The sequence below is a fragment of the Pseudomonas sp. S2_H01 genome (genome assembly GCF_054668305.1).
This window is the reverse complement of sequence record NZ_CP162756.1, coordinates 4,325,296-4,344,925: the sequence shown is the minus strand read 5'-3', so window position 1 is coordinate 4,344,925 and position 19,630 is coordinate 4,325,296. Positions and strand designations below refer to the sequence as shown.

General features: G+C 58.6%; 18 protein-coding genes. 15 read left to right on the top strand and 3 right to left on the bottom strand.

What is annotated here, in order from left to right:
* The first annotated feature begins 298 nt into the window (after positions 1-298).
* The 3 genes from aat (at position 299) to infA (ending at position 2,063) form a co-directional block, all read left to right on the top strand.
* Positions 299-988: a leucyl/phenylalanyl-tRNA--protein transferase gene (aat, locus tag AB4N84_RS19475; protein WP_074755294.1), complete on the top strand. Its 690-nt coding sequence runs from the start codon at positions 299-301 to the stop codon at positions 986-988.
* 47 nt (positions 989-1,035) lie between these two features.
* The gene (locus AB4N84_RS19470) at positions 1,036-1,743 is read left to right on the top strand and encodes an arginyltransferase (protein WP_074755296.1); all 708 of its coding nucleotides are present in this window, start codon (positions 1,036-1,038) and stop codon (positions 1,741-1,743) included.
* A 101-nt stretch (positions 1,744-1,844) separates the two neighbouring features.
* On the top strand, positions 1,845-2,063 hold the full coding sequence (infA, locus tag AB4N84_RS19465) for a translation initiation factor IF-1 (protein WP_002553999.1): 219 nt from the start codon (positions 1,845-1,847) through the stop codon (positions 2,061-2,063).
* A gap of 220 nt (positions 2,064-2,283) precedes the next feature.
* Here infA and clpA read toward each other — a convergent pair whose 3' ends face one another.
* Positions 2,284-4,554: an ATP-dependent Clp protease ATP-binding subunit ClpA gene (clpA, locus tag AB4N84_RS19460; RefSeq protein WP_074755298.1), complete on the bottom strand. Its 2,271-nt coding sequence runs from the start codon at positions 4,552-4,554 to the stop codon at positions 2,284-2,286.
* Between the two features lie 29 nt (positions 4,555-4,583).
* Positions 4,584-4,946, bottom strand: a complete 363-nt coding sequence (gene clpS, locus AB4N84_RS19455; protein ID WP_074755300.1) for an ATP-dependent Clp protease adapter ClpS — start codon at positions 4,944-4,946, stop codon at positions 4,584-4,586.
* Between the two features lie 222 nt (positions 4,947-5,168).
* Between clpS and cspD the strand changes: the two genes are divergently transcribed.
* Complete coding sequence (gene cspD / locus AB4N84_RS19450) at positions 5,169-5,435, top strand: cold shock domain-containing protein CspD (protein WP_460042693.1); 267 nt, start codon at positions 5,169-5,171, stop codon at positions 5,433-5,435.
* Positions 5,436-5,537: 102 nt separating this feature from the next.
* On the opposite strand, the gene icd is transcribed toward cspD, so the two are convergent.
* The gene (icd, locus tag AB4N84_RS19445; protein ID WP_074755304.1) at positions 5,538-6,794 is read right to left on the bottom strand and encodes an NADP-dependent isocitrate dehydrogenase; all 1,257 of its coding nucleotides are present in this window, start codon (positions 6,792-6,794) and stop codon (positions 5,538-5,540) included.
* 540 nt (positions 6,795-7,334) lie between these two features.
* Here icd and AB4N84_RS19440 point away from each other — a divergent pair.
* The 11 genes from AB4N84_RS19440 to AB4N84_RS19390 all read left to right on the top strand — a co-directional run bounded on the left by AB4N84_RS19440 (position 7,335) and on the right by AB4N84_RS19390 (position 19,572).
* On the top strand, positions 7,335-9,560 hold the full coding sequence (locus tag AB4N84_RS19440; RefSeq protein WP_460042692.1) for an NADP-dependent isocitrate dehydrogenase: 2,226 nt from the start codon (positions 7,335-7,337) through the stop codon (positions 9,558-9,560).
* Between the two features lie 204 nt (positions 9,561-9,764).
* Complete coding sequence (locus AB4N84_RS19435; RefSeq protein ID WP_460042691.1) at positions 9,765-10,205, top strand: NUDIX hydrolase; 441 nt, start codon at positions 9,765-9,767, stop codon at positions 10,203-10,205.
* A gap of 70 nt (positions 10,206-10,275) precedes the next feature.
* Positions 10,276-11,409, top strand: a complete 1,134-nt coding sequence (mnmA, locus tag AB4N84_RS19430) for a tRNA 2-thiouridine(34) synthase MnmA (RefSeq protein WP_460042690.1) — start codon at positions 10,276-10,278, stop codon at positions 11,407-11,409.
* Positions 11,406-12,026 carry a high frequency lysogenization protein HflD gene (gene hflD / locus AB4N84_RS19425; RefSeq protein WP_460042688.1) on the top strand — a complete coding sequence of 207 codons (621 nt, stop codon included), beginning with the start codon at positions 11,406-11,408 and terminating at the stop codon, positions 12,024-12,026. The genes mnmA and hflD overlap by 4 nt, the downstream gene beginning before the upstream one ends.
* Positions 12,027-12,158: 132 nt before the next feature.
* Positions 12,159-13,529 carry an adenylosuccinate lyase gene (purB, locus tag AB4N84_RS19420; protein ID WP_074755314.1) on the top strand — a complete coding sequence of 457 codons (1,371 nt, stop codon included), beginning with the start codon at positions 12,159-12,161 and terminating at the stop codon, positions 13,527-13,529.
* Between the two features lie 84 nt (positions 13,530-13,613).
* On the top strand, positions 13,614-14,780 hold the full coding sequence (locus tag AB4N84_RS19415; RefSeq protein ID WP_074755316.1) for a ribosomal protein uL16 3-hydroxylase: 1,167 nt from the start codon (positions 13,614-13,616) through the stop codon (positions 14,778-14,780).
* Positions 14,773-15,198, top strand: coding sequence for a GNAT family N-acetyltransferase (locus AB4N84_RS19410; protein WP_074755318.1), 426 nt, complete (start codon positions 14,773-14,775; stop codon positions 15,196-15,198). The genes AB4N84_RS19415 and AB4N84_RS19410 overlap by 8 nt, the downstream gene beginning before the upstream one ends.
* Positions 15,199-15,365: 167 nt before the next feature.
* A complete protein-coding gene (locus AB4N84_RS19405; protein WP_074755320.1) occupies positions 15,366-16,154 on the top strand; it encodes a secretin N-terminal domain-containing protein in 789 nt (262 codons plus the stop codon).
* Between the two features lie 491 nt (positions 16,155-16,645).
* Entirely contained in the window at positions 16,646-17,971 is a 1,326-nt protein-coding gene (gene aceA / locus AB4N84_RS19400; RefSeq protein ID WP_460042686.1) for an isocitrate lyase, read from the top strand.
* Positions 17,972-18,473: 502 nt separating this feature from the next.
* Positions 18,474-18,887, top strand: coding sequence for an NADH-quinone oxidoreductase subunit A (locus tag AB4N84_RS19395; RefSeq protein ID WP_062380742.1), 414 nt, complete (start codon positions 18,474-18,476; stop codon positions 18,885-18,887).
* 10 nt (positions 18,888-18,897) lie between these two features.
* Positions 18,898-19,572, top strand: coding sequence for a NuoB/complex I 20 kDa subunit family protein (locus AB4N84_RS19390; RefSeq protein ID WP_074755324.1), 675 nt, complete (start codon positions 18,898-18,900; stop codon positions 19,570-19,572).
* Positions 19,573-19,630: the final 58 nt, after the last annotated feature.

Here is a 19,630-nt window from a genome sequence, read left to right as displayed (position 1 = left end):
ATCGGGCATTGTACGGATTTGCACGCTGCACGCCACGTTAGTCTGGCGTGGACCTTGCAGATCTTCAAGCGCCGGTGACAACGGGCGATTTGAGCATGCATTTTCTTAGCTGACAAAGGCTTATGACGTGTTTATCTCAATCTTCACAACTGTCCAAAGGCCATGCTCCGCTTGAAGACCCTCAATGCACCTTACATTCAACGATGTCGCTGCAGTCAACGGCGTGTGACCGCAGTCACCGCCCGTAGTTGCACGGCGGCTCACCACTCCCCTCCCCTCTCGCAAAAGTCTTGACGCCATGCTGACCTGGTTACAACGCGACACGCTTGAATTTCCGCCGCTGGAAAAGGCCATGCGCGAGCCAAACGGGCTCCTGGCCGGAGGTGGCGACCTGTCCGCCGACCGGCTGATCCGGGCCTATCGCCACGGCTGCTTCCCTTGGTATCAGCAGGGGCAGCCGATCCTCTGGTGGTCGCCGGATCCGCGCACGGTTCTGTTTCCTGAAGAACTGCACGTTTCCCGCAGCCTGGCCAAAGTGCTGCGTCAGCAAAAGTATCAGGTGACCTTCGACCAGGATTTTGCGGGGGTCATACGCGCCTGCGCAGCGCCGCGAGACTACACAGACGGCACCTGGATCACTGGCTCCATGCAGGCTGCCTATATAGAGCTGCACGCACGCGGTTTTGCCCACAGCGTAGAAGTCTGGGAGAACGGCGAACTGATCGGCGGGCTTTATGGCTTGGCGATGGGCCAACTGTTTTTTGGCGAATCGATGTTCAGTCGCGCCGATAACGCCTCCAAGGTCGGATTCGCGACACTGGTCGAACATCTGAAGCAGTGGGGGTTCGTGCTGATTGACTGCCAGATGCCGACGCAACACTTGCAAAGCCTGGGTGCCCGCTCCATTGCGCGCCAGACCTTTGCCGATTACTTGAACAAACACCTCGATCTGAGCAATTCCGCCGACTGGCTACCTAGGCGAGTTTGATTCGGCTGGCATACACTCTTAACTAAAGTTTTTCTCGAGGGTTGATCATGACCGAGCTGGCGCGGCTTAAGTTTTATGCCACTCAACCCCACTCCTGCAGCTACCTGCCCGAGGAACAAGCCACCACGCTGTTTCTCGATCCCAGCCAGCCGATGGACGTGCAGGTCTACGCCGACCTTTCGGACATGGGGTTTCGCCGCAGTGGCGACCATCTCTATCGCCCGCACTGTCAGAATTGCAGTGCGTGCGTGCCTGCGCGGATTCCCGTCGGTCTGTTCGAGCCCGATCGTCAGCAGAAACGCATCTTCAAGAAAAACGCCGACATCGAAGTCACCAGCACCAAGCCGCACTTCAGCGAAGAATATTTCGACCTTTACCAACGCTATATCGAGCAGCGCCACGCCGACGGCGACATGTTCCCGCCCAGTCGCGATCAGTTTTCGACCTTTCTGGTACGCGACCTCCCGTTCTCGCGTTTCTATGAGTTTCGCGTCGAAGGACGATTGCTGGCCGTCGCCGTGACGGACCTGCTGCCCAACGGCTTGTCGGCGGTTTACACCTTCTACGAGCCCGCCGAAGAAAAACGTAGCCTGGGGCGTTACGCGATTCTCTGGCAAATTGCTGAAGCCGCTCGCCTGCAACTGCACGCGGTGTATCTGGGCTACTGGATCAAGAACTGCAAAAAGATGAATTACAAGACCCAATATCGCCCTATCGAGCTGCTGACCAATCAAAGATGGGTCACTCTTTACTGAAGCCCTTGGCTTAACCCCCATTTTTCGGGCACAATGCAGCCCGCTTTTGCCTGGCTGCCGTTTGCACCGGGCCATTCATTGGATACCGAGGGCTTTACTGCATGTCGAAAGAAGACAGCTTCGAAATGGAAGGCACTGTCGTCGACACCCTGCCCAACACCATGTTCCGTGTGGAGTTGGAAAATGGGCACGTCGTAACCGCGCACATCTCCGGCAAGATGCGCAAGAACTACATTCGTATTCTTACCGGCGATAAGGTCCGCGTTGAACTGACGCCCTACGACTTGAGCAAAGGGCGCATCACTTACCGCGCCCGCTAACAGGTCTTAACAAAAACGCCCGGCACATGCCGGGCGTTTTTGTTGGCGCAACGTAAGCTCAACACCCTTTGCAGGAGCGCGCTTGCCCGCGATTACCGACTGGCTGACACACATGCGGTGACTGATACGACGACATCGCGGGCAAGCGCGCTCCTACAGGTTTTTCGCAGACAACAAAAAGGCGCCAATCGGCGCCTTTTTGCTGTGTCGCGGTGAAACGTCAGGCCATTTCCGCCGTGGTTTCGTAGTCGAACGTGATCTCGCCGTCCTTGTAGTCGATGTGAACCACACCGCCATGCTCGGACAACTCGCCGAACAGAATCTCCTCGGCCAGTGGACGCTTGATCTTGTCCTGGATCAGACGCGCCATTGGGCGAGCGCCCATCGCAGCATCGTAACCGCCTTCCGCCAGATAGCTTCTGGCCGCATCGGTCACCTCAAGCAGCACACGCTTGTCTTCCAGTTGCGCCTGAAGTTCGGTAAGGAACTTGTCCACCACGCTTTTGATGACCTCATGGCTGAGGCGACCAAACTGAATGATGGTGTCCAGGCGGTTGCGGAATTCGGGCGTGAAACTCTTCTTGATGACTTCCATCGCATCAGACGAGTGGTCCTGATGGGTGAAGCCGATCGAAGCACGCGCTGCCGTTTCAGCACCGGCGTTGGTGGTCATGATCACGATCACATTGCGGAAGTCCGCTTTGCGGCCGTTGTTGTCGGTCAAGGTGCCGTGGTCCATCACCTGCAGGAGCAGGTTGAAGACTTCCGGGTGCGCTTTCTCGATCTCATCGAGCAGCAGCACACAGTGCGGCTGCTTGGTGATGGCTTCGGTCAACAGACCGCCCTGATCGAAGCCGACATAGCCTGGCGGCGCACCGATCAGACGCGAAACGGTGTGACGCTCCATATATTCGGACATGTCGAAACGCACCAGCTCGATACCCAGCGCTTTCGCCAACTGGCGGGCGGCCTCGGTTTTACCGACACCGGTAGGGCCTGCGAACAGGAACGAACCGACCGGCTTGTCTGGCGATTTCAGGCCCGCACGGGACAGCTTGATCGCAGTCGACAGCGAATCGATCGCCGCGTCCTGACCAAAGACCGTGAGTTTGAGGTCACGTTCAAGGTTACGCAGCAGTTCCTTGTCGGAGCTGTTGACGTGTTTTGGCGGAATCCGCGCTATTTTCGCGACGATGTCTTCAACCTGAGCCACTTCGATGCGCTTCACGCGCATCTCTGCCGGCTGCAGACGCTGATAGGCACCCGCCTCGTCAATCACGTCGATGGCCTTGTCCGGCATATGCCGGTCATTGATGTAGCGCGACGCCAGTTCAGCGGCGGCACGCAGGGCTTCGTCACTGTATTCGATGCTGTGGTGCGCCTCGAAGCGGCCTTTCAGGCCACGCAGAATACCGATGGTGTCTTCTACCGAAGGCTCGGACACGTCGACTTTCTGGAAACGGCGAGCCAGTGCACGGTCTTTTTCGAAGATGCCGCGGAATTCCTGGAACGTGGTCGAACCGATGCAACGGATATCACCCGAAGACAGCAACGGCTTGAGCAGGTTGGAGGCATCCATCACGCCACCCGACGCAGCACCGGCACCAATGATGGTGTGGATTTCGTCGATGAACAGGATCGCGTGCGGACGTTTTTTCAGCTCACCCAGCAACGCCTTGAAGCGTTTCTCGAAATCACCCCGGTATTTGGTCCCTGCCAGCAAGGCACCGAGGTCCAGGGAATAGACGACGCTGTTAGCCAGCAGGTCAGGCACCTGGTTGTCGACGATACGCTTGGCCAGACCTTCGGCGATGGCGGTCTTGCCCACACCGGCCTCACCGACGAGCAGCGGGTTGTTTTTACGACGGCGCGCGAGGATCTGAGCGACACGCTCGACTTCCAGCTCACGGCCTACAAGCGGATCGATGCGGCCTTGACGGGCCAGTTCATTCAGGTTGCTGGCATAGGCATCCAGAGGATTGCCCGAAGAAGAAGACTCGCCGCCCTCATCATCCTGCATATCTTGCTCACCTTCAGAGTGTTCGCCATGCCCTGGCACCTTGGAGATACCGTGGGCGATATAGTTGACGACATCGATACGGGCAACGCTCTGCTGTTTCAGCAGGAACACAGCCTGACTTTCCTGCTCACTGAAAATGGCCACCAGAACGTTTGCGCCGGTGACTTCACGCTTACCGGAACTCTGCACATGGAACACGGCACGCTGGAGCACGCGCTGGAAGCCCAGGGTTGGCTGGGTCTCGCGATCCTCATCATGCACGGGGATCAGCGGCGTGGTGGAGTCGATGAACTCCTGAAGGTCGTGTTTGAGTTTGTCGAGGTTTGCGCCGCAGGCACGCAGAACAGTGGCGGCAGCCTCATTGTCCAATAGGGCCAGCAGAAGGTGCTCGACCGTCATGAACTCATGACGCTTCGAACGGGCCTCCTTGAAAGCCAAATTGAGGGTGACTTCGAGCTCACGGTTTAACATAGCTTCACCTCATACCCAAGTGTCCGGCGTTAACCGTCCTTCTCGATCTCACAGAGTAGCGGATGCTGGCTTTCCCTGGCGTATTGGTTCACCTGCATGGCCTTGGTCTCGGCGATGTCGCGGGTGAACAATCCGCACACTGCCCGTCCCTCTGTATGGACGGCCAGCATGACTTTGGTCGCCAGCTCACGATTCAGGTTGAAAAACACCTCGAGCACTTCGACAACGAAATCCATCGGGGTGTAGTCATCGTTGAACAAAACCACCTTGTACATCGGTGGCACCTGCAATGTCGGCTTGGCTTCCTGTACGGCTATGCCCGCCGCGTCGTCCTCATGGGATTGCGGATCATCCTGATTGAATGTTAGTCGAATCTTGCTGATTGCATGCATGGTAAAGAAGGTTCGTAGGGGACGAAATTGAAATAAGTAGTCACAGGCATACAGGTTTTCAACTGGACCGCTGCGTGACCTTGACTAACGGCTAAACGGTGTTACAAACAATAGAACCCACATTGGGTAAAAAGGGTCCGCGCAGTCAACCAAAATTTTTTAGGTCCGGCGGATGAGAGGTGATGATACTCCCATCGGAGTCCTTTGCAGAGGGATGTGACTATGCTAAGCGGTAAGGTCAAGTGGTTTAATAACGCCAAGGGGTATGGCTTCATCGTTGAAGACGGCAAGTCCGAGGACCTGTTTGCACACTACTCGGCGATTGAAATGGATGGCTACAAAACCCTCAAAGCTGGCCAGCCGGTTCAATTTGAGACCATCCAGGGGCCGAAAGGTCTGCACGCCGTAAAGATCAGTGGGCTAACGTCGACCGCCAGCGCCAATAAAGAAGCAGCTCACTCGCACGAAAAGCAGCACGAACACAGCTGAAATCACGCCTGAGCCGGACCGTTCAAGCGCGAGACCTGAAAAGCCGGTCAGATCCACTTCTGGACTGACCGGCTTTTTTTCGTCTGAAGTCGGATGCCGGCGTTACATGTGAGAAATCAGCGCATCACCGAAGGCCGACGAAGACAGTAATTTGGCTCCGTCCATCAACCGCTCGAAATCGTACGTTACGGTTTTCGCCGAAATCGCACCGTTGGTGCCCTTGATGATCAGGTCCGCCGCCTCGGTCCAGCCCATGTGCCGCAACATCATTTCGGCAGACAGGATTAACGAACCCGGGTTCACCTGATCCTTGCCGGCATATTTGGGCGCGGTGCCGTGGGTGGCTTCGAACATCGCCACGGTATCGGACAGGTTGGCGCCCGGCGCGATGCCGATGCCTCCCACTTCTGCCGCCAGCGCATCCGAGAGGTAGTCCCCGTTGAGGTTGAGCGTGGCAATCACGTCATATTCGGCCGGACGCAGCAGGATCTGCTGGAGCATGGCGTCGGCAATCGCGTCCTTGACGATCACGTTCTTGCCGGTTTTCGGGTTCTTGAACTGCATCCACGGGCCGCCGTCCAGCAGCGTTGCGCCGAACTCGCTCCCCGCCACCTCGTAGGCCCACTCCTTGAAGGCACCTTCGGTGAATTTCATGATGTTGCCTTTGTGGACAATGGTCAGCGAATCGCGATCGTTATCCACAACATACTGAAGGGCTTTTCGGGCCAGACGCTGAGTGCCCTCCTTTGAGACGGGTTTGACGCCGATGCCACAGTCCTGATCGAAGCGGATCTTGGTCACGCCCATTTCTTCCTTGAGAAACTTGATGACCTTGATCGCCTCGGGCGACCCGGCCTTCCACTCGATTCCTGCATAAATATCTTCGGAGTTCTCGCGAAAGATTGTCATGTCCACGTCGCCCGGCTTTTTCACAGGACTCGGCACGCCTTCGAACCAACGCACCGGACGCAGGCACACGTACAGGTCAAGCTGTTGGCGCAACGCCACGTTGAGCGAGCGGATCCCGCCGCCGACTGGCGTGGTCAGCGGCCCTTTGATCGACACCACGTAGTCTTTCACGGCATCCAGGGTTTCCTGCGGCAGCCAGGTGTCCTGGTCATAGACTTGCGTGGCCTTCTCTCCGGCGTAGACCTCCATCCAGGCAATCTTACGCTCGCCGTTGTAAGCCTTGTTCACCGCCGCATCGACCACCTTGATCATGACCGGGCTGATATCGACGCCGATGCCGTCGCCCTCGATGTACGGGATGATCGGATGGTTTGGCACGTTGAGCGAGTGATCGGCATTGACCGTGATTTTTTCGCCCACCGCTGGCACCTTGATCTTTTGGTATCCCATGCTGACTCCGCCTGTTCTTATTATCGCGTGATAGAGCGTTCGGGTTCTGGAGCGTTGCGCCAGGAAGCGCGCGCTCCACGAGCGTAGACCACTTGAACAGGCTTCGAAGCGAATGCTCCTTTAGTCGAAAACTGACCCCTTATTCATCTGCCCTACAGAACCCGCGCCAAACTGCGACAGGTTGCCGCAGGCCGCATGAGACGGGGGTTTGCCGGTTTTTCACCGTTTTTGACGTGGCGACCAGCGGCGCTGAATCGTTCCACAGGAGCGCAAAGCGTTCACACTACTATCGTAGTAATGGCCGGGACCGGTGATATACTCGCGCCGGTGACCATAGGGTCATTGGGGGCCGAGCCATCTTAAAGCCCTCGACAGGCTGGACCGTTACCACAGCCCAGCTGCTTGATGCTCGACTGATCTACCCCACATCACGCGACGAAATTCTCGACTTTCGGCTCATCGATACTTTGGGCGAAAGTGCCTACCCTGCGCATCTCGAAATTTTGTGTACGCTCAGCAAAGAAGAGAGTTATCCCGAAAATGTCCAACCGCTCGAAGATCATCTATACCTTCACCGACGAAGCGCCTGCCCTCGCCACCTACTCACTCCTTCCTATCATCGAAGCGTTCACCGCCTCCGCTGATATCGCCGTCGAAACCCGCGACATCTCTCTTGCAGCCCGCATCCTGGCCAGCTTCCCTGAGCAGCTGGGCGACAAGAAGGTTTCCGACGATCTGGCAGAGCTGGGCGAACTGGCGACCACGCCGGAAGCCAACATCATCAAGCTGCCGAACATCAGCGCCTCGGTTCCGCAACTGAAGGCCGCGATCAAGGAGCTGCAAGCCAAGGGCTACAACGTCCCGAACTATCCGGACGAAGTCGTGACCGACGCCGACAAGGCCGCCCGTGCTGGCTACGACAAGGTCAAAGGCAGCGCCGTGAACCCGGTTCTGCGTGAAGGTAACTCTGATCGCCGCGCACCGCTCTCGGTGAAGAACTACGCGCGCAAGCACCCGCACAAAATGGGCGCCTGGGCTGCAGACTCCAAGTCCCACGTTGCCCACATGGACAACGGCGACTTCTACGGCAGCGAAAAATCCTCGCTGATCGAAACCGCTGGCGCCGTGAAGATCGAACTGATCGGCAAAGACGGCAGCACCACCGTGCTGAAAGACAAGACGTCGGTACTGGCCGGTGAAATCATCGACTGCGCCGTCATGAGCAAAAAAGCCCTGCGCGCATTCGTGGCCAAGGAAATCGAAGACGCCAAGAAGCTGGGCGTTCTGTTCTCGGTTCACCTGAAAGCCACCATGATGAAGGTTTCCGACCCGATCATGTTCGGCGAGTTCGTCGCCGAGTACTACCAGGACGCGCTGAACAAGCACGCTGAAGTCCTGAAGGAAATCGGCTTCAACCTGCACAACGGTATCGGCGACCTGTACGCCCGTATCAAGGACCTGCCAGCCGACCAGCAAGCGCAGATCGAAGCGGACGTCAAAGCCGTTTACGCGACCCGTCCTGCCCTGGCGATGGTCAACTCCGACAAAGGCATCACCAACCTGCACGTGCCGAGCGACGTCATCGTCGACGCCTCGATGCCTGCGATGATTCGTGATTCCGGCAAGATGTGGAACAACGACGGCGTCCTGCAGGACACCAAGGCCGTGATCCCGGATCGCTGCTACGCCACCATCTACCAGGCTGTCATCGAAGACTGCAAGAAACACGGCGCCTTCGATCCGACCACCATGGGCAGCGTGCCAAACGTCGGCCTGATGGCTCAGAAAGCCGAAGAGTACGGCTCGCACAACAAGACTTTCCAGATCGAAACTGACGGCGTGGTCCGCGTGACCGACGACAAAGGTCAGGTTCTGATGGAACAGAACGTTGAAGCCGGCGACATCTGGCGCATGTGCCAGACCAAAGACGCGCCGATTCAAGACTGGGTCAAGCTGGCCGTGAACCGTTCGCGCCTCAGCAACACCCCGGCCATCTTCTGGCTGGACCCGCAACGTGCTCACGACGCGGTGATGATCAAGAAGGTCGAGAAGTACCTGAAGGATCACGACACCACTGGCCTTGACATCAGCATCAAGTCGCCGGTCGACGCGATGAAGGTTTCCCTGGAGCGTATCCGCGCTGGCAAGGACACCATCTCGGTGACTGGCAACGTGCTGCGTGACTACCTGACCGACCTGTTCCCGATCATGGAACTGGGCACCAGTGCCAAGATGCTGTCGATCGTTCCGCTGATGAACGGCGGCGGTCTGTTCGAAACCGGCGCTGGCGGTTCGGCACCGAAGCACGTTCAACAGCTGAACGAAGAGAACTTCCTGCGCTGGGACTCGCTGGGCGAATTCCTGGCACTGGCGGCTTCGCTGGAACACTTGGGCAACGTCTACAACAACCCGAAAGCACTGGTACTTGCCACTGCCCTGGACAAGGCCACCGGCCAGTTCCTGGACAACAACAAGTCGCCGTCGCGCAAGGTTGGCGGTATCGACAACCGCGGCAGCCACTTCTACCTGGCCACCTACTGGGCTCAGGCTCTGGCGGCCCAGACCCAAGATACTGCCCTGCAAGCCAAGTTCACCGAGCTGGCCAAAACCCTGACCGATAACGAAACCACCATCGTTAACGAGCTGAACGCTGTTCAGGGCAAACCTCTGGACATCGGCGGTTACTACTTCGCCACCCCAGAACTGGCCAGCAAAGCCATGCGCCCGAGCAAGACCCTGAACGACGCGATCAACGCGTTGAAGTAAGGTTGCCGGATAGGCGGCTCACCCCGCCGAACGCAAAATGAAAGCCCCGGCCATGTGTCGGGGCTTTCTTGTTTATTGGGGTACACACGATCCCCTGTGGGAGCAATCGGAGGTTACGACGGTCGCGATGCGGTGTGTCAGGAAAACCGCTATCGCGCCCCTCGCAACCTCGGATTGCTCATACATTTACCGAGGAGATTTCGAATGACCTGGCAACCCCACATCACCGTCGCCACCATCGTCGAAGACAACGGCCGCTTTCTGTTCGTCGAAGAAGTCAAAAATGACAAGCGGGTACTCAATCAGCCCGCTGGCCATCTGGAAGCGAACGAAACCCTGCGCGACGCCGCGATTCGCGAAACCCTGGAAGAAACCGGCTGGGACGTCGAATTGACCGGCGTGGTCGGCATTTATCTGTACACCGCGCCCAGCAACGGTGTGACCTATCAGCGGGTGTGCTTCACCGCCAAAGCCGTGAAACACCATCCCGACCGCGTACTGGACACCGGCATCGTCGGCGCGCCGTGGTTCACTCGCGACGAACTGGCCGCTCAACCCGAGCGCTGGCGCAGCGAGCTGGTCCTGCAATGCCTCGACGATTACCTGGCAGGCCCGGTCCACAGCCTGGATGTCGTGCGCAACTGAATAGCTTTTAGCCTTGACGCCGAGTCCCTGATAGAATCGCGTCCTTTTCCAAGCTACCCATCGAACCCCTATGTCTGATTCAGCCTTTTCCGATACAGAAAAGAAGCGCGTCATTGTCGGCATGTCCGGCGGCGTGGATTCTTCGGTCTCCGCCCTTCTGCTCATGGAGCAGGGGTATCAGGTGGAAGGCCTGTTCATGAAGAACTGGGAAGAAGACGACGGAACGGAATACTGCACCGCCATGGACGACCTCGCGGACGCCCAGGCCGTGTGCGACCGCATCGGTATCAAGCTGCACACGGTGAACTTCGCCGCCGAGTACTGGGATAACGTCTTCGAACACTTCCTCGAAGAGTACAAGGCCGGCCGCACGCCGAACCCGGACATCCTGTGCAACCGCGAAATCAAGTTCAAAGCCTTCCTTGATTACGCTTTCATGCTCGGCGCTGACCTTATTGCCACCGGTCACTATGTGCGTCGCCGCGACATCGACGGCCGCACCGAATTGCTCAAAGGCCTGGACCCAAACAAGGACCAGAGTTACTTCCTGCACGCGGTGGCGGGCGAGCAGATCGCCAAGACCCTGTTCCCGGTCGGCGAACTGGAAAAGCCTGAAGTCCGTGCGATTGCCGAGAAGTACCAGTTGGCGACCGCGAAGAAGAAGGACTCCACCGGCATTTGCTTCATTGGCGAACGTCGCTTCACCGATTTCCTCAAGCAGTACCTGCCTGCGCAACCGGGCGAGATCAAGACCACTGAAGGCGAGGTCATCGGCCGCCATGCGGGCCTGATGTATCACACCATCGGCCAGCGCCAGGGCCTGGGCATCGGCGGGCTGAAAGACGCCGGCGACGAGCCATGGTACGTGCTGGAAAAAGACCTGGTGAACAACGTACTGATCGTCGGCCAGGGCAACGAACACCCGTGGCTGTTCTCCCGCGCCCTGCTCGCCTCGGAAATCTACTGGGTCAACCCGATCGACCTGAGCACCCCGCGCACGCTGACCGCCAAGGTCCGCTACCGCCAGGGCGATCAGCGCTGCACCCTGGAACGTACCGACACCGGCTACCGCGCCACCTTCGACGAACCGCAACGGGCCGTGACCCCAGGCCAGTCCGTGGTGTTCTACGACGGTGAAATCTGCCTCGGCGGTGGCGTCATCGAAATCGCCGAACCCTGGCACAGCAAGGACCCTCGTCGATGAGTCCGATTCAAGAGCAACTCACTGCCCTCGGCGGCGTGTTTCAGGCGGCCGTACTGGTGGACCGGATCGCCAAGACCGGGCAGGCCAGTGAGGCGGCTGTCGGCTGCCTGCTGGGCGGATTGCTGGTCATGGACCCGAAGGACACGCTCGATGTGTTCGGCGGCGACGACCTGAACCTGCGCGAGGGTTACCGCGCCCTTGCCAGTGCTCTTGAGCGCGACCCCGGGACGCTTCAGCGCGAACCACTGCGCTATGCGCTGGCCATGCTCGGCCTCGAGCGTCAGCTGTCCAAGCGCGACGACATGCTCGACACCATCGGCAAACGCCTGCCGCAGATCAAGTCGCAGGTCGAACACTTCGGCATCGTTCACGATAACGTGATCGCCGCCAGCGGTGCGCTGTACCAGGACACCCTGAGCACACTGCGTCAGCGTATTCAGGTCCACGGCGACATGCGCAACCTGCAGCAACCCAACAACGCCTCGAAAATTCGCGCCCTGCTCCTGGCCGGTATTCGCTGCGCGCGACTTTGGCGACAAGTGGGCGGTCACCGCTGGCAACTGGTCATCAGCCGTCGCAAGTTATTGAAAGAACTGTACCCGCTGCTGCACGGCTGATCACCGAGCGCATCGAAACAGCGCATTTACCCGACACAGCGCGTCTCCTGTCGGTCAACCGGCCTCGGCTGATCCGAATTTTCATGTATGATACGCGCCCCTTTTCGTTGCCCGACTGTCCGAGAACACCCCATGCAGCTTTCTTCGCTCACTGCGGTTTCCCCTGTAGACGGCCGCTACGCCGGCAAAACCCAGGCCCTGCGCCCCATTTTCAGCGAATACGGCCTGATCCGTTTCCGCGCCCTCGTTGAAGTTCGCTGGCTCCAGCGCCTGGCGGCTCACCCGCAAATCCCTGAGGTCCCGGCCTTTTCCGCCGAGGCCAACACCATTCTCGACGCACTGGCCAATGACTTCGCCCTGGAGCACGCCGAGCGTGTGAAAGAGATCGAGCGCACGACCAACCACGACGTCAAGGCGATCGAATACCTGCTCAAGGAGCAGGCTGCGAAACTGCCGGAATTGGCCAAGGTCAGTGAATTCATCCACTTCGCCTGCACCAGTGAAGACATCAACAACCTGTCCCACGCCCTGATGCTGCGTGAAGGCCGCGACACGGTCCTGCTGCCGCTGATGCGTCAGATCGCCGAATCCATCCGCGAGCTGGCGATCCGTTTCGCCGCCGTGCCGATGCTCTCGCGCACCCACGGCCAGCCTGCTTCGCCGACCACACTGGGCAAAGAGCTGGCGAACGTCGTCTACCGTCTGGAGCGTCAGATCGCTCAGGTCGCGGCCGTTCCCCTGCTGGGCAAGATCAACGGCGCCGTGGGCAACTACAACGCTCACCTGTCGGCCTACCCGGACATCGACTGGGAAGCCAATGCCCGCGCCTTCATCGAAGACGAGCTGGGCCTGGGCTTCAACCCGTACACCACGCAGATCGAACCGCACGACTACATTGCCGAGCTGTTCGACGCGATCGCGCGCTACAACACCATCCTGATCGACTTCGACCGCGACATCTGGGGCTACATCTCCCTGGGCTACTTCAAGCAGAAGACGGTCGCTGGCGAAATCGGTTCTTCGACCATGCCGCACAAGGTCAACCCGATCGACTTCGAAAACTCCGAAGGCAATCTCGGTATCGCCAACGCCCTGTTCCAGCACTTGGCAAGCAAACTGCCGATTTCCCGCTGGCAGCGCGACCTGACCGACTCCACCGTGCTGCGCAACCTCGGCGTGGGCTTCGCTCACAGCGTGATTGCCTACGAAGCGAGCCTGAAAGGTATCGGCAAGCTGGAGCTGAACGAGCAGAAGATCGCTGCCGACCTGGACGCCTGCTGGGAAGTGCTGGCCGAGCCGATCCAGACGGTCATGCGCCGCTACGACATCGAGAACCCGTACGAGAAGCTCAAGGAACTGACGCGCGGCAAGGGCATCAGCCCTGAAGCACTGCAGACGTTCATCGACGGTCTGGACATGCCTGCCGAAGCCAAAGCCGAGCTCAAGAAGCTCACCCCGGCCAACTACATCGGCAACGCCGTGGCACAAGCCCAGCGCATCTGATCGCACCGCACACGCTCTGAACGCCCGGCTGAGCCGGGCGTTTTTATTCCGGTCTGAAAAACACGCTTTTTCAATAGGTTACACATGAATCCTGATATTCCTGTTCAGCTGCTTGGCGGCATCACCGCGCGCGAATTCCTGCGTGATTACTGGCAGAAAAAACCCCTGCTGATTCGTCAGGCGATCCCGGATTTCGAAAGCCCGCTCGACGCTGACGAACTGGCCGGCCTGGCGCTGGAAGAAGAAGTCGAGTCGCGCCTGATCATCGAAAACGGCGTGCGCCCGTGGGAAATGCGTCGCGGCCCGTTTCCCGAGGACGAGTTCAGCAAGCTGCCCGAAACCGAATGGACGTTGCTCGTACAAGCCGTTGACCAATTCGTCCCGGAAGTGGCCGAGCTGCTGGAAAACTTCCGCTTCCTGCCAAGCTGGCGCATCGATGACGTGATGATCAGCTACGCCGCACCGGGTGGCAGCGTCGGCCCGCACTTCGACAACTACGACGTGTTCCTGCTTCAGGGCCACGGCAAGCGCCACTGGAAGATTGGCCAGATGTGCGACGCCGACAGCCCGTTGCTCGAGCATGCGGACCTGCGCATCCTCGCCGACTTTCAGGGCACCGAAGAATGGACCCTGGAACCGGGCGACATGCTCTACCTGCCGCCGCGCCTGGCCCACTGGGGTGTCGCGGTGGACGACTGCCTGACCTACTCGGTCGGCTTCCGCGCGCCAAGTGCAGCTGAAGTGCTGACTCACTTCACCGATTTCCTCAGCCAGTTCATGTCTGACGAAGAACGCTACACCGATGCCGATGCACAGCCGGTCAGCGACCCGCACCAAATCCAGCGTGACGCCCTTGACCGCCTCAAGGCGCTGCTGGCCGAACACATGGGTGACGAGCGCCTGCTGCTGACCTGGTTCGGCCAGTTCATGACCGAGCCGCGTTACCCGGAACTGGTGACCGGCCCGGAACTGGACGACGCCGACCTGCTCGACAGCCTGGAACAGGGTGCGATTCTGATCCGCAACCCGAGCGCGCGCCTGGCGTGGTCCGAAGTCGATGACGACCTGCTGCTGTTCGCCAGCGGCCAGAGCCGTCTGTTGCCCGGCCGTCTGCGCGAGCTGTTGAAACTGGTCTGCGCGGCCGATGCACTGCATATGGATAATCTGGGCCAGTGGCTGGCGGATGAAGACGGTCGCAGCTTGCTCTGCGAGCTGGTCAAACAAGGAAGTCTGGGGTTTGCTGATGAATAAGATCCGTGTACGGGTAGCTGACTGGCAGAAAGACAACGCCGATATCCGGCGCATTCGCGAAGCCGTGTTCATTGCCGAGCAATCGGTACCGCCCGAACTGGAATGGGATGCCGAAGACGCAGGCGCCCTGCACTTCCTGGCACTGGAAGGCGACTACCCGGTCGGCACCGCTCGTCTGCTGCCTGATGGCGAAATCGGGCGCCTGTCGGTGCTCAAGGACTGGCGCGGGCTAAACGTCGGCGACGCACTGCTGACGGCCGTGATCGCCGAGGCAGAGCAACGCGATCTCAAGGAGCAGAAGCTGAGCGCCCAGGTATACGCCACGGCGTTCTACGAGCGCTTTGGCTTCACGGTGGTCAGCGAAGAGTTCCTCGAAGCCGGCCTGCCTCACGTTGACATGGTGCGCAGCTCACGCTGAATCGCGCGCCACTCAAAAGCGAACGCCCCGCCGCTCCTGGCTCAGCTGGCTATGCTGAAACCAGGACGCCGGGGCGTTCTGCTGTCTGCGATTCAATTTGGCCAAGTCCAGGCCGACAAACTGTCACACTCAACGCTTTGATGCGCCCCCTCGCGGAGATCACACCGATGTCGTTACGTACCCTGCTCGCTTCGATGCTGTTGGCTTGCAGCTTCACGGCCGTTGCCGCCACCGAAGTCATTCCCCTCAACTACCGCACCAGCGACGACCTGATGCCCACGGTGAAGTCATTTCTGGGCGACGAGGGCAGCGTCAATGCCTACGGCAACAAGCTGATCGTCAATGCCGAACCAAGCAAGATCAATGAGCTGCGCGACCTGCTGTCCCAGCTGGACACCGCGCCGAAACGCCTTCTGATCAGTGTCGACACCAGCGACAACACCGTTCAGAACGATCAGGGCTACTCGGTCAACGGGACTGTCCGCTCACAGAACGGCCGGGTGAGCGCCAACAGCCAGACCCGCATCATCAACTATGGCACCGCCAGCCGTGACGGCGGCGTGCAGCAGGTTCAGGCGAATGAAGGCACGCCCGCGCTGATTCAGGTCGGTCAAAGCATCCCGATCACCGACGTGCAGACCGACTCGTACGGTTACGCCCAGAGCAATACCCAGTACCGCAATGTCACGCGCGGCTTCTACGTGACAGCCAGCGTCACCGGCGACATCGTTCACCTGAACATCAGCACCAACAACGACCGCATGAGCCAGCAACGCGCCGACGCGATCAAGGTGCAGAGTACGGACACACAGGTCAGTGGCAGGCTCGGTGAATGGATTACGCTGGCGGGCGTCAGTGATCAGTCCCGAGCCGACGAACAAGGCGTCGCGCGCCGCTACTCCACCCAAGGTCGCGATGACATGACGCTGCGCGTCAAAGTCGACAGCCTGGATTGATCCTCCGGCCCCATGACGAATGTAAGCGCACTCCGGCAACTTATGTAGTGCGCATTTTCGCACTACATAACCCCTCCCACCTCGTGACCACCGAGTCCCAGAGCGGCCTTGCGGTATCAGTACCTTTGGGCCTGAAACTGACTGACGGGTCGTATTAGACAAAAGATGTAGTGCGACTAAAAAAGCACTACAAAGTGTTTGACGAAGCAAAACCGTCAAGGCATGATGGCCTCGCTCCCACTGATTGGAGGTTTTCGCAGAAAGCCTCAGGATCGTGCTCAAACTCAACCAAGTTGAGCCGATTCGCGTCTTTTACGCCCAAAAGGCGGTTTCATCGCATCACCATCGTGACCGCGAAAAAAAACAGGCTTGAACGCAATGCTTTCCGATTCAGTGAGCAGCCACAAGTGCGCCTGAAAAACCGTAGGGCGTCGGCGGAGCAAAGAGCTTTCACCTCAAGACTCACCAGACAATGCGACGAGGTTTACCCCATGGCACTGACACGCGAACAACAAATTGCAGCCATCGAGAAAGACTGGGCCGAGAATCCACGCTGGAAAGGCGTGACCCGCACCTACTCCGCTGCTGACGTCGTCCGCCTGCGTGGCTCGATCCAGCCAGAACATACGTTCGCCAAACTGGGCGCTGAAAAGCTCTGGAATCTGGTGACGCAGGGCGCCAAGCCGTCCTTCCGTCCCGACAAGGATTTCGTCAACTGCATGGGCGCCCTGACTGGCGGCCAGGCGGTGCAACAGGTCAAAGCCGGCATCCAGGCGATCTACCTGTCCGGCTGGCAAGTCGCCGCGGACAATAACTCCGCCGAGTCGATGTACCCTGACCAGTCGCTGTACCCGGTGGATTCGGTGCCCACCGTGGTCAAGCGCATCAACAACTCGTTCCGCCGCGCCGACCAGATCCAGTGGAAAGCCGGCAAGAACCCGGGCGACGAAGGCTATATCGACTACTTCGCGCCGATCGTGGCTGACGCCGAAGCCGGTTTCGGCGGCGTATTGAACGCCTACGAACTGATGAAGAGCATGATCGAGGCGGGCGCTGCCGGCGTGCACTTCGAAGACCAGTTGGCGTCGGTGAAGAAGTGCGGCCATATGGGCGGCAAGGTGCTGGTGCCTACACAGGAAGCGGTGCAGAAGCTGGTCGCGGCACGTCTGGCGGCTGACGTTGCGGGCGTACACACCATCATTCTGGCGCGTACCGATGCGAACGCTGCGGACCTGCTGACCTCCGACTGCGACCCGTACGACCAGCCGTTCGTGACCGGCACCCGCACCCCCGAAGGTTTCTACAAGGTGCGCGCTGGCCTGGATCAAGCCATCGCTCGTGGCCTGGCGTACGCGCCGTATGCCGATCTGATCTGGTGTGAAACCGCCAAGCCGGATCTGGACGAGGCTCGCCGTTTCGCCGAAGCGATCAAGAAGGAATACCCGGACCAACTGCTGTCGTACAACTGCTCGCCTTCCTTCAACTGGAAGAAGAACCTGGACGACGCCACCATCGCCAAATTCCAGCGCGAGCTGTCGGCAATGGGCTACAAGCATCAGTTCATCACCCTGGCGGGCATCCACAACATGTGGCACAGCATGTTCAACCTGGCGCACGACTACGCCCGCAACGACATGACCGCCTACGTGAAGCTGCAAGAGCAGGAGTTCGCTGACGCCGCCAAGGGATACACCTTCGTGGCGCACCAGCAGGAAGTCGGCACCGGCTACTTCGACGACATGACCACCGTCATCCAGGGTGGCAAGTCCTCGGTGACCGCACTGACTGGCTCCACCGAGGAAGAACAGTTCCACTGAGTGCCGATTTTTCGGAGCTTCTTTCTCTAAAACACAAGGTCGCCTCCGGGCGACCTTTGTGTTTTCAGCACTGCCAATAAGCTGCTTACAACGCCAACAATGACCTCATAGACGCCTCATATCGGGCACACCGAGTTAATTAACACCGTCGCTTATTAACCTTTCATTTGACGATCGCAATAACGTCAACTTCGTCACGTTTCAGTGACACACCCTAAAACATGACTCAAATGATATTAATTATCATTTGACCCGGTCGATTTTCTTTACCGTTTGTGGGAAACATAATTAACAAAATGTGCCGTAATGCCCGTGCCATAGGGGCTCGCGTACCAAAACCGTGACTTATCTCATTAATCCTACGAATAAATTTGATGTAGAAAATTTACTTGCCCTCCTTTTGCACATAAAATCCCGGAATTGATCGCACTGCGACATATCGTCACTGCTTCTACTTCTTTTCAAGCTCAGAGACCCTTGCTCTCTGTTAAGGACTGCCAGCATGCCCGAATCGACAGGTCTGATTGCCCACAACTGGGGCTTCGCCATTTTCCTTTTGGGCGTTATCGGCCTCTGTGCCTTCATGCTCGGCCTCTCCAGCCTGCTGGGTTCCAAAGCCTGGGGCCGCAGCAAGAACGAACCGTTCGAATCCGGCATGCTGCCCACAGGCGGCGCCCGCCTGCGGCTCTCCGCAAAATTCTATCTGGTCGCGATGCTGTTCGTGATTTTCGATATTGAAGCCCTCTTTCTGTACGCCTGGTCTGTGTCCGTCCGCGAAAGCGGCTGGACCGGCTTCGCCGAAGCTCTCGTTTTCATAGCAATTCTGTTGGCAGGTCTTGTCTACCTATGGCGTGTAGGGGCGCTCGATTGGGCTCCCGTAGGTCGTCGTAATCGGCAGGCGAAGCTAAAACAATGAGGCTTTGGCAATGCAATACAATCTCACCAGGATCGACCCGGATGCTCCTAACGAGCAGTACCCCATCGGCGAACGGGAAACCGTTTCCGATCCGTTAGAAGATCAAGTCCACAAAAACATCTTCATGGGCAAGCTCGAAGACGTGCTGAGCGGTGCTGTCAACTGGGGTCGCAAGAACTCCCTTTGGCCGTACAACTTCGGTCTGTCCTGCTGCTACGTGGAAATGACCACCGCCTTCACGGCGCCCCACGACATCGCACGCTTCGGCGCCGAAGTCATCCGGGCATCACCGCGTCAGGCGGATTTCATGGTTATCGCCGGTACCTGCTTCATCAAGATGGCGCCGATCATCCAGCGTCTGTATGAGCAAATGCTCGAGCCTAAATGGGTCATCTCCATGGGTTCGTGCGCCAACTCCGGTGGCATGTACGACATCTACTCTGTAGTCCAGGGCGTGGACAAGTTCCTGCCTGTGGATGTCTATGTGCCCGGCTGCCCGCCCCGCCCAGAGGCATTCCTGCAAGGCCTTATGCTGCTGCAGGAATCCATTGGCCAGGAGCGTCGTCCTCTTTCCTGGGTCGTCGGCGACCAAGGCGTGTATCGCGCCGAGATGCCGTCGCAGAAGGAACAGCGCCGCGAACAGCGTATTGCTGTGACAAACCTGCGCAGCCCCGACGAAGTCTGATCCAGTTTTTCTTTTACAAAAAGAAGCCTGAACCTGGGTTCATTCTGTACGTTGACCG

Coding starts and splice junctions, on each gene's coding strand:
- AB4N84_RS19415 (WP_074755316.1), top strand. CDS start 13,614: ATGAATCCTGATATTCCTGTTCAGCTGCTTGGCGGCATCACCGCGCGC.
- AB4N84_RS19395 (WP_062380742.1), top strand. CDS start 18,474: ATGCCCGAATCGACAGGTCTGATTGCCCACAACTGGGGCTTCGCCATT.
- aceA (WP_460042686.1), top strand. CDS start 16,646: ATGGCACTGACACGCGAACAACAAATTGCAGCCATCGAGAAAGACTGG.
- cspD (WP_460042693.1), top strand. CDS start 5,169: ATGCTAAGCGGTAAGGTCAAGTGGTTTAATAACGCCAAGGGGTATGGC.
- AB4N84_RS19390 (WP_074755324.1), top strand. CDS start 18,898: ATGCAATACAATCTCACCAGGATCGACCCGGATGCTCCTAACGAGCAG.
- AB4N84_RS19470 (WP_074755296.1), top strand. CDS start 1,036: ATGACCGAGCTGGCGCGGCTTAAGTTTTATGCCACTCAACCCCACTCC.
- aat (WP_074755294.1), top strand. CDS start 299: ATGCTGACCTGGTTACAACGCGACACGCTTGAATTTCCGCCGCTGGAA.
- mnmA (WP_460042690.1), top strand. CDS start 10,276: ATGTCTGATTCAGCCTTTTCCGATACAGAAAAGAAGCGCGTCATTGTC.
- clpS (WP_074755300.1), bottom strand. CDS start 4,946: ATGCATGCAATCAGCAAGATTCGACTAACATTCAATCAGGATGATCCG.
- icd (WP_074755304.1), bottom strand. CDS start 6,794: ATGGGATACCAAAAGATCAAGGTGCCAGCGGTGGGCGAAAAAATCACG.
- hflD (WP_460042688.1), top strand. CDS start 11,406: ATGAGTCCGATTCAAGAGCAACTCACTGCCCTCGGCGGCGTGTTTCAG.
- AB4N84_RS19410 (WP_074755318.1), top strand. CDS start 14,773: ATGAATAAGATCCGTGTACGGGTAGCTGACTGGCAGAAAGACAACGCC.
- AB4N84_RS19440 (WP_460042692.1), top strand. CDS start 7,335: ATGTCCAACCGCTCGAAGATCATCTATACCTTCACCGACGAAGCGCCT.
- clpA (WP_074755298.1), bottom strand. CDS start 4,554: ATGTTAAACCGTGAGCTCGAAGTCACCCTCAATTTGGCTTTCAAGGAG.
- AB4N84_RS19435 (WP_460042691.1), top strand. CDS start 9,765: ATGACCTGGCAACCCCACATCACCGTCGCCACCATCGTCGAAGACAAC.
- AB4N84_RS19405 (WP_074755320.1), top strand. CDS start 15,366: ATGTCGTTACGTACCCTGCTCGCTTCGATGCTGTTGGCTTGCAGCTTC.
- infA (WP_002553999.1), top strand. CDS start 1,845: ATGTCGAAAGAAGACAGCTTCGAAATGGAAGGCACTGTCGTCGACACC.
- purB (WP_074755314.1), top strand. CDS start 12,159: ATGCAGCTTTCTTCGCTCACTGCGGTTTCCCCTGTAGACGGCCGCTAC.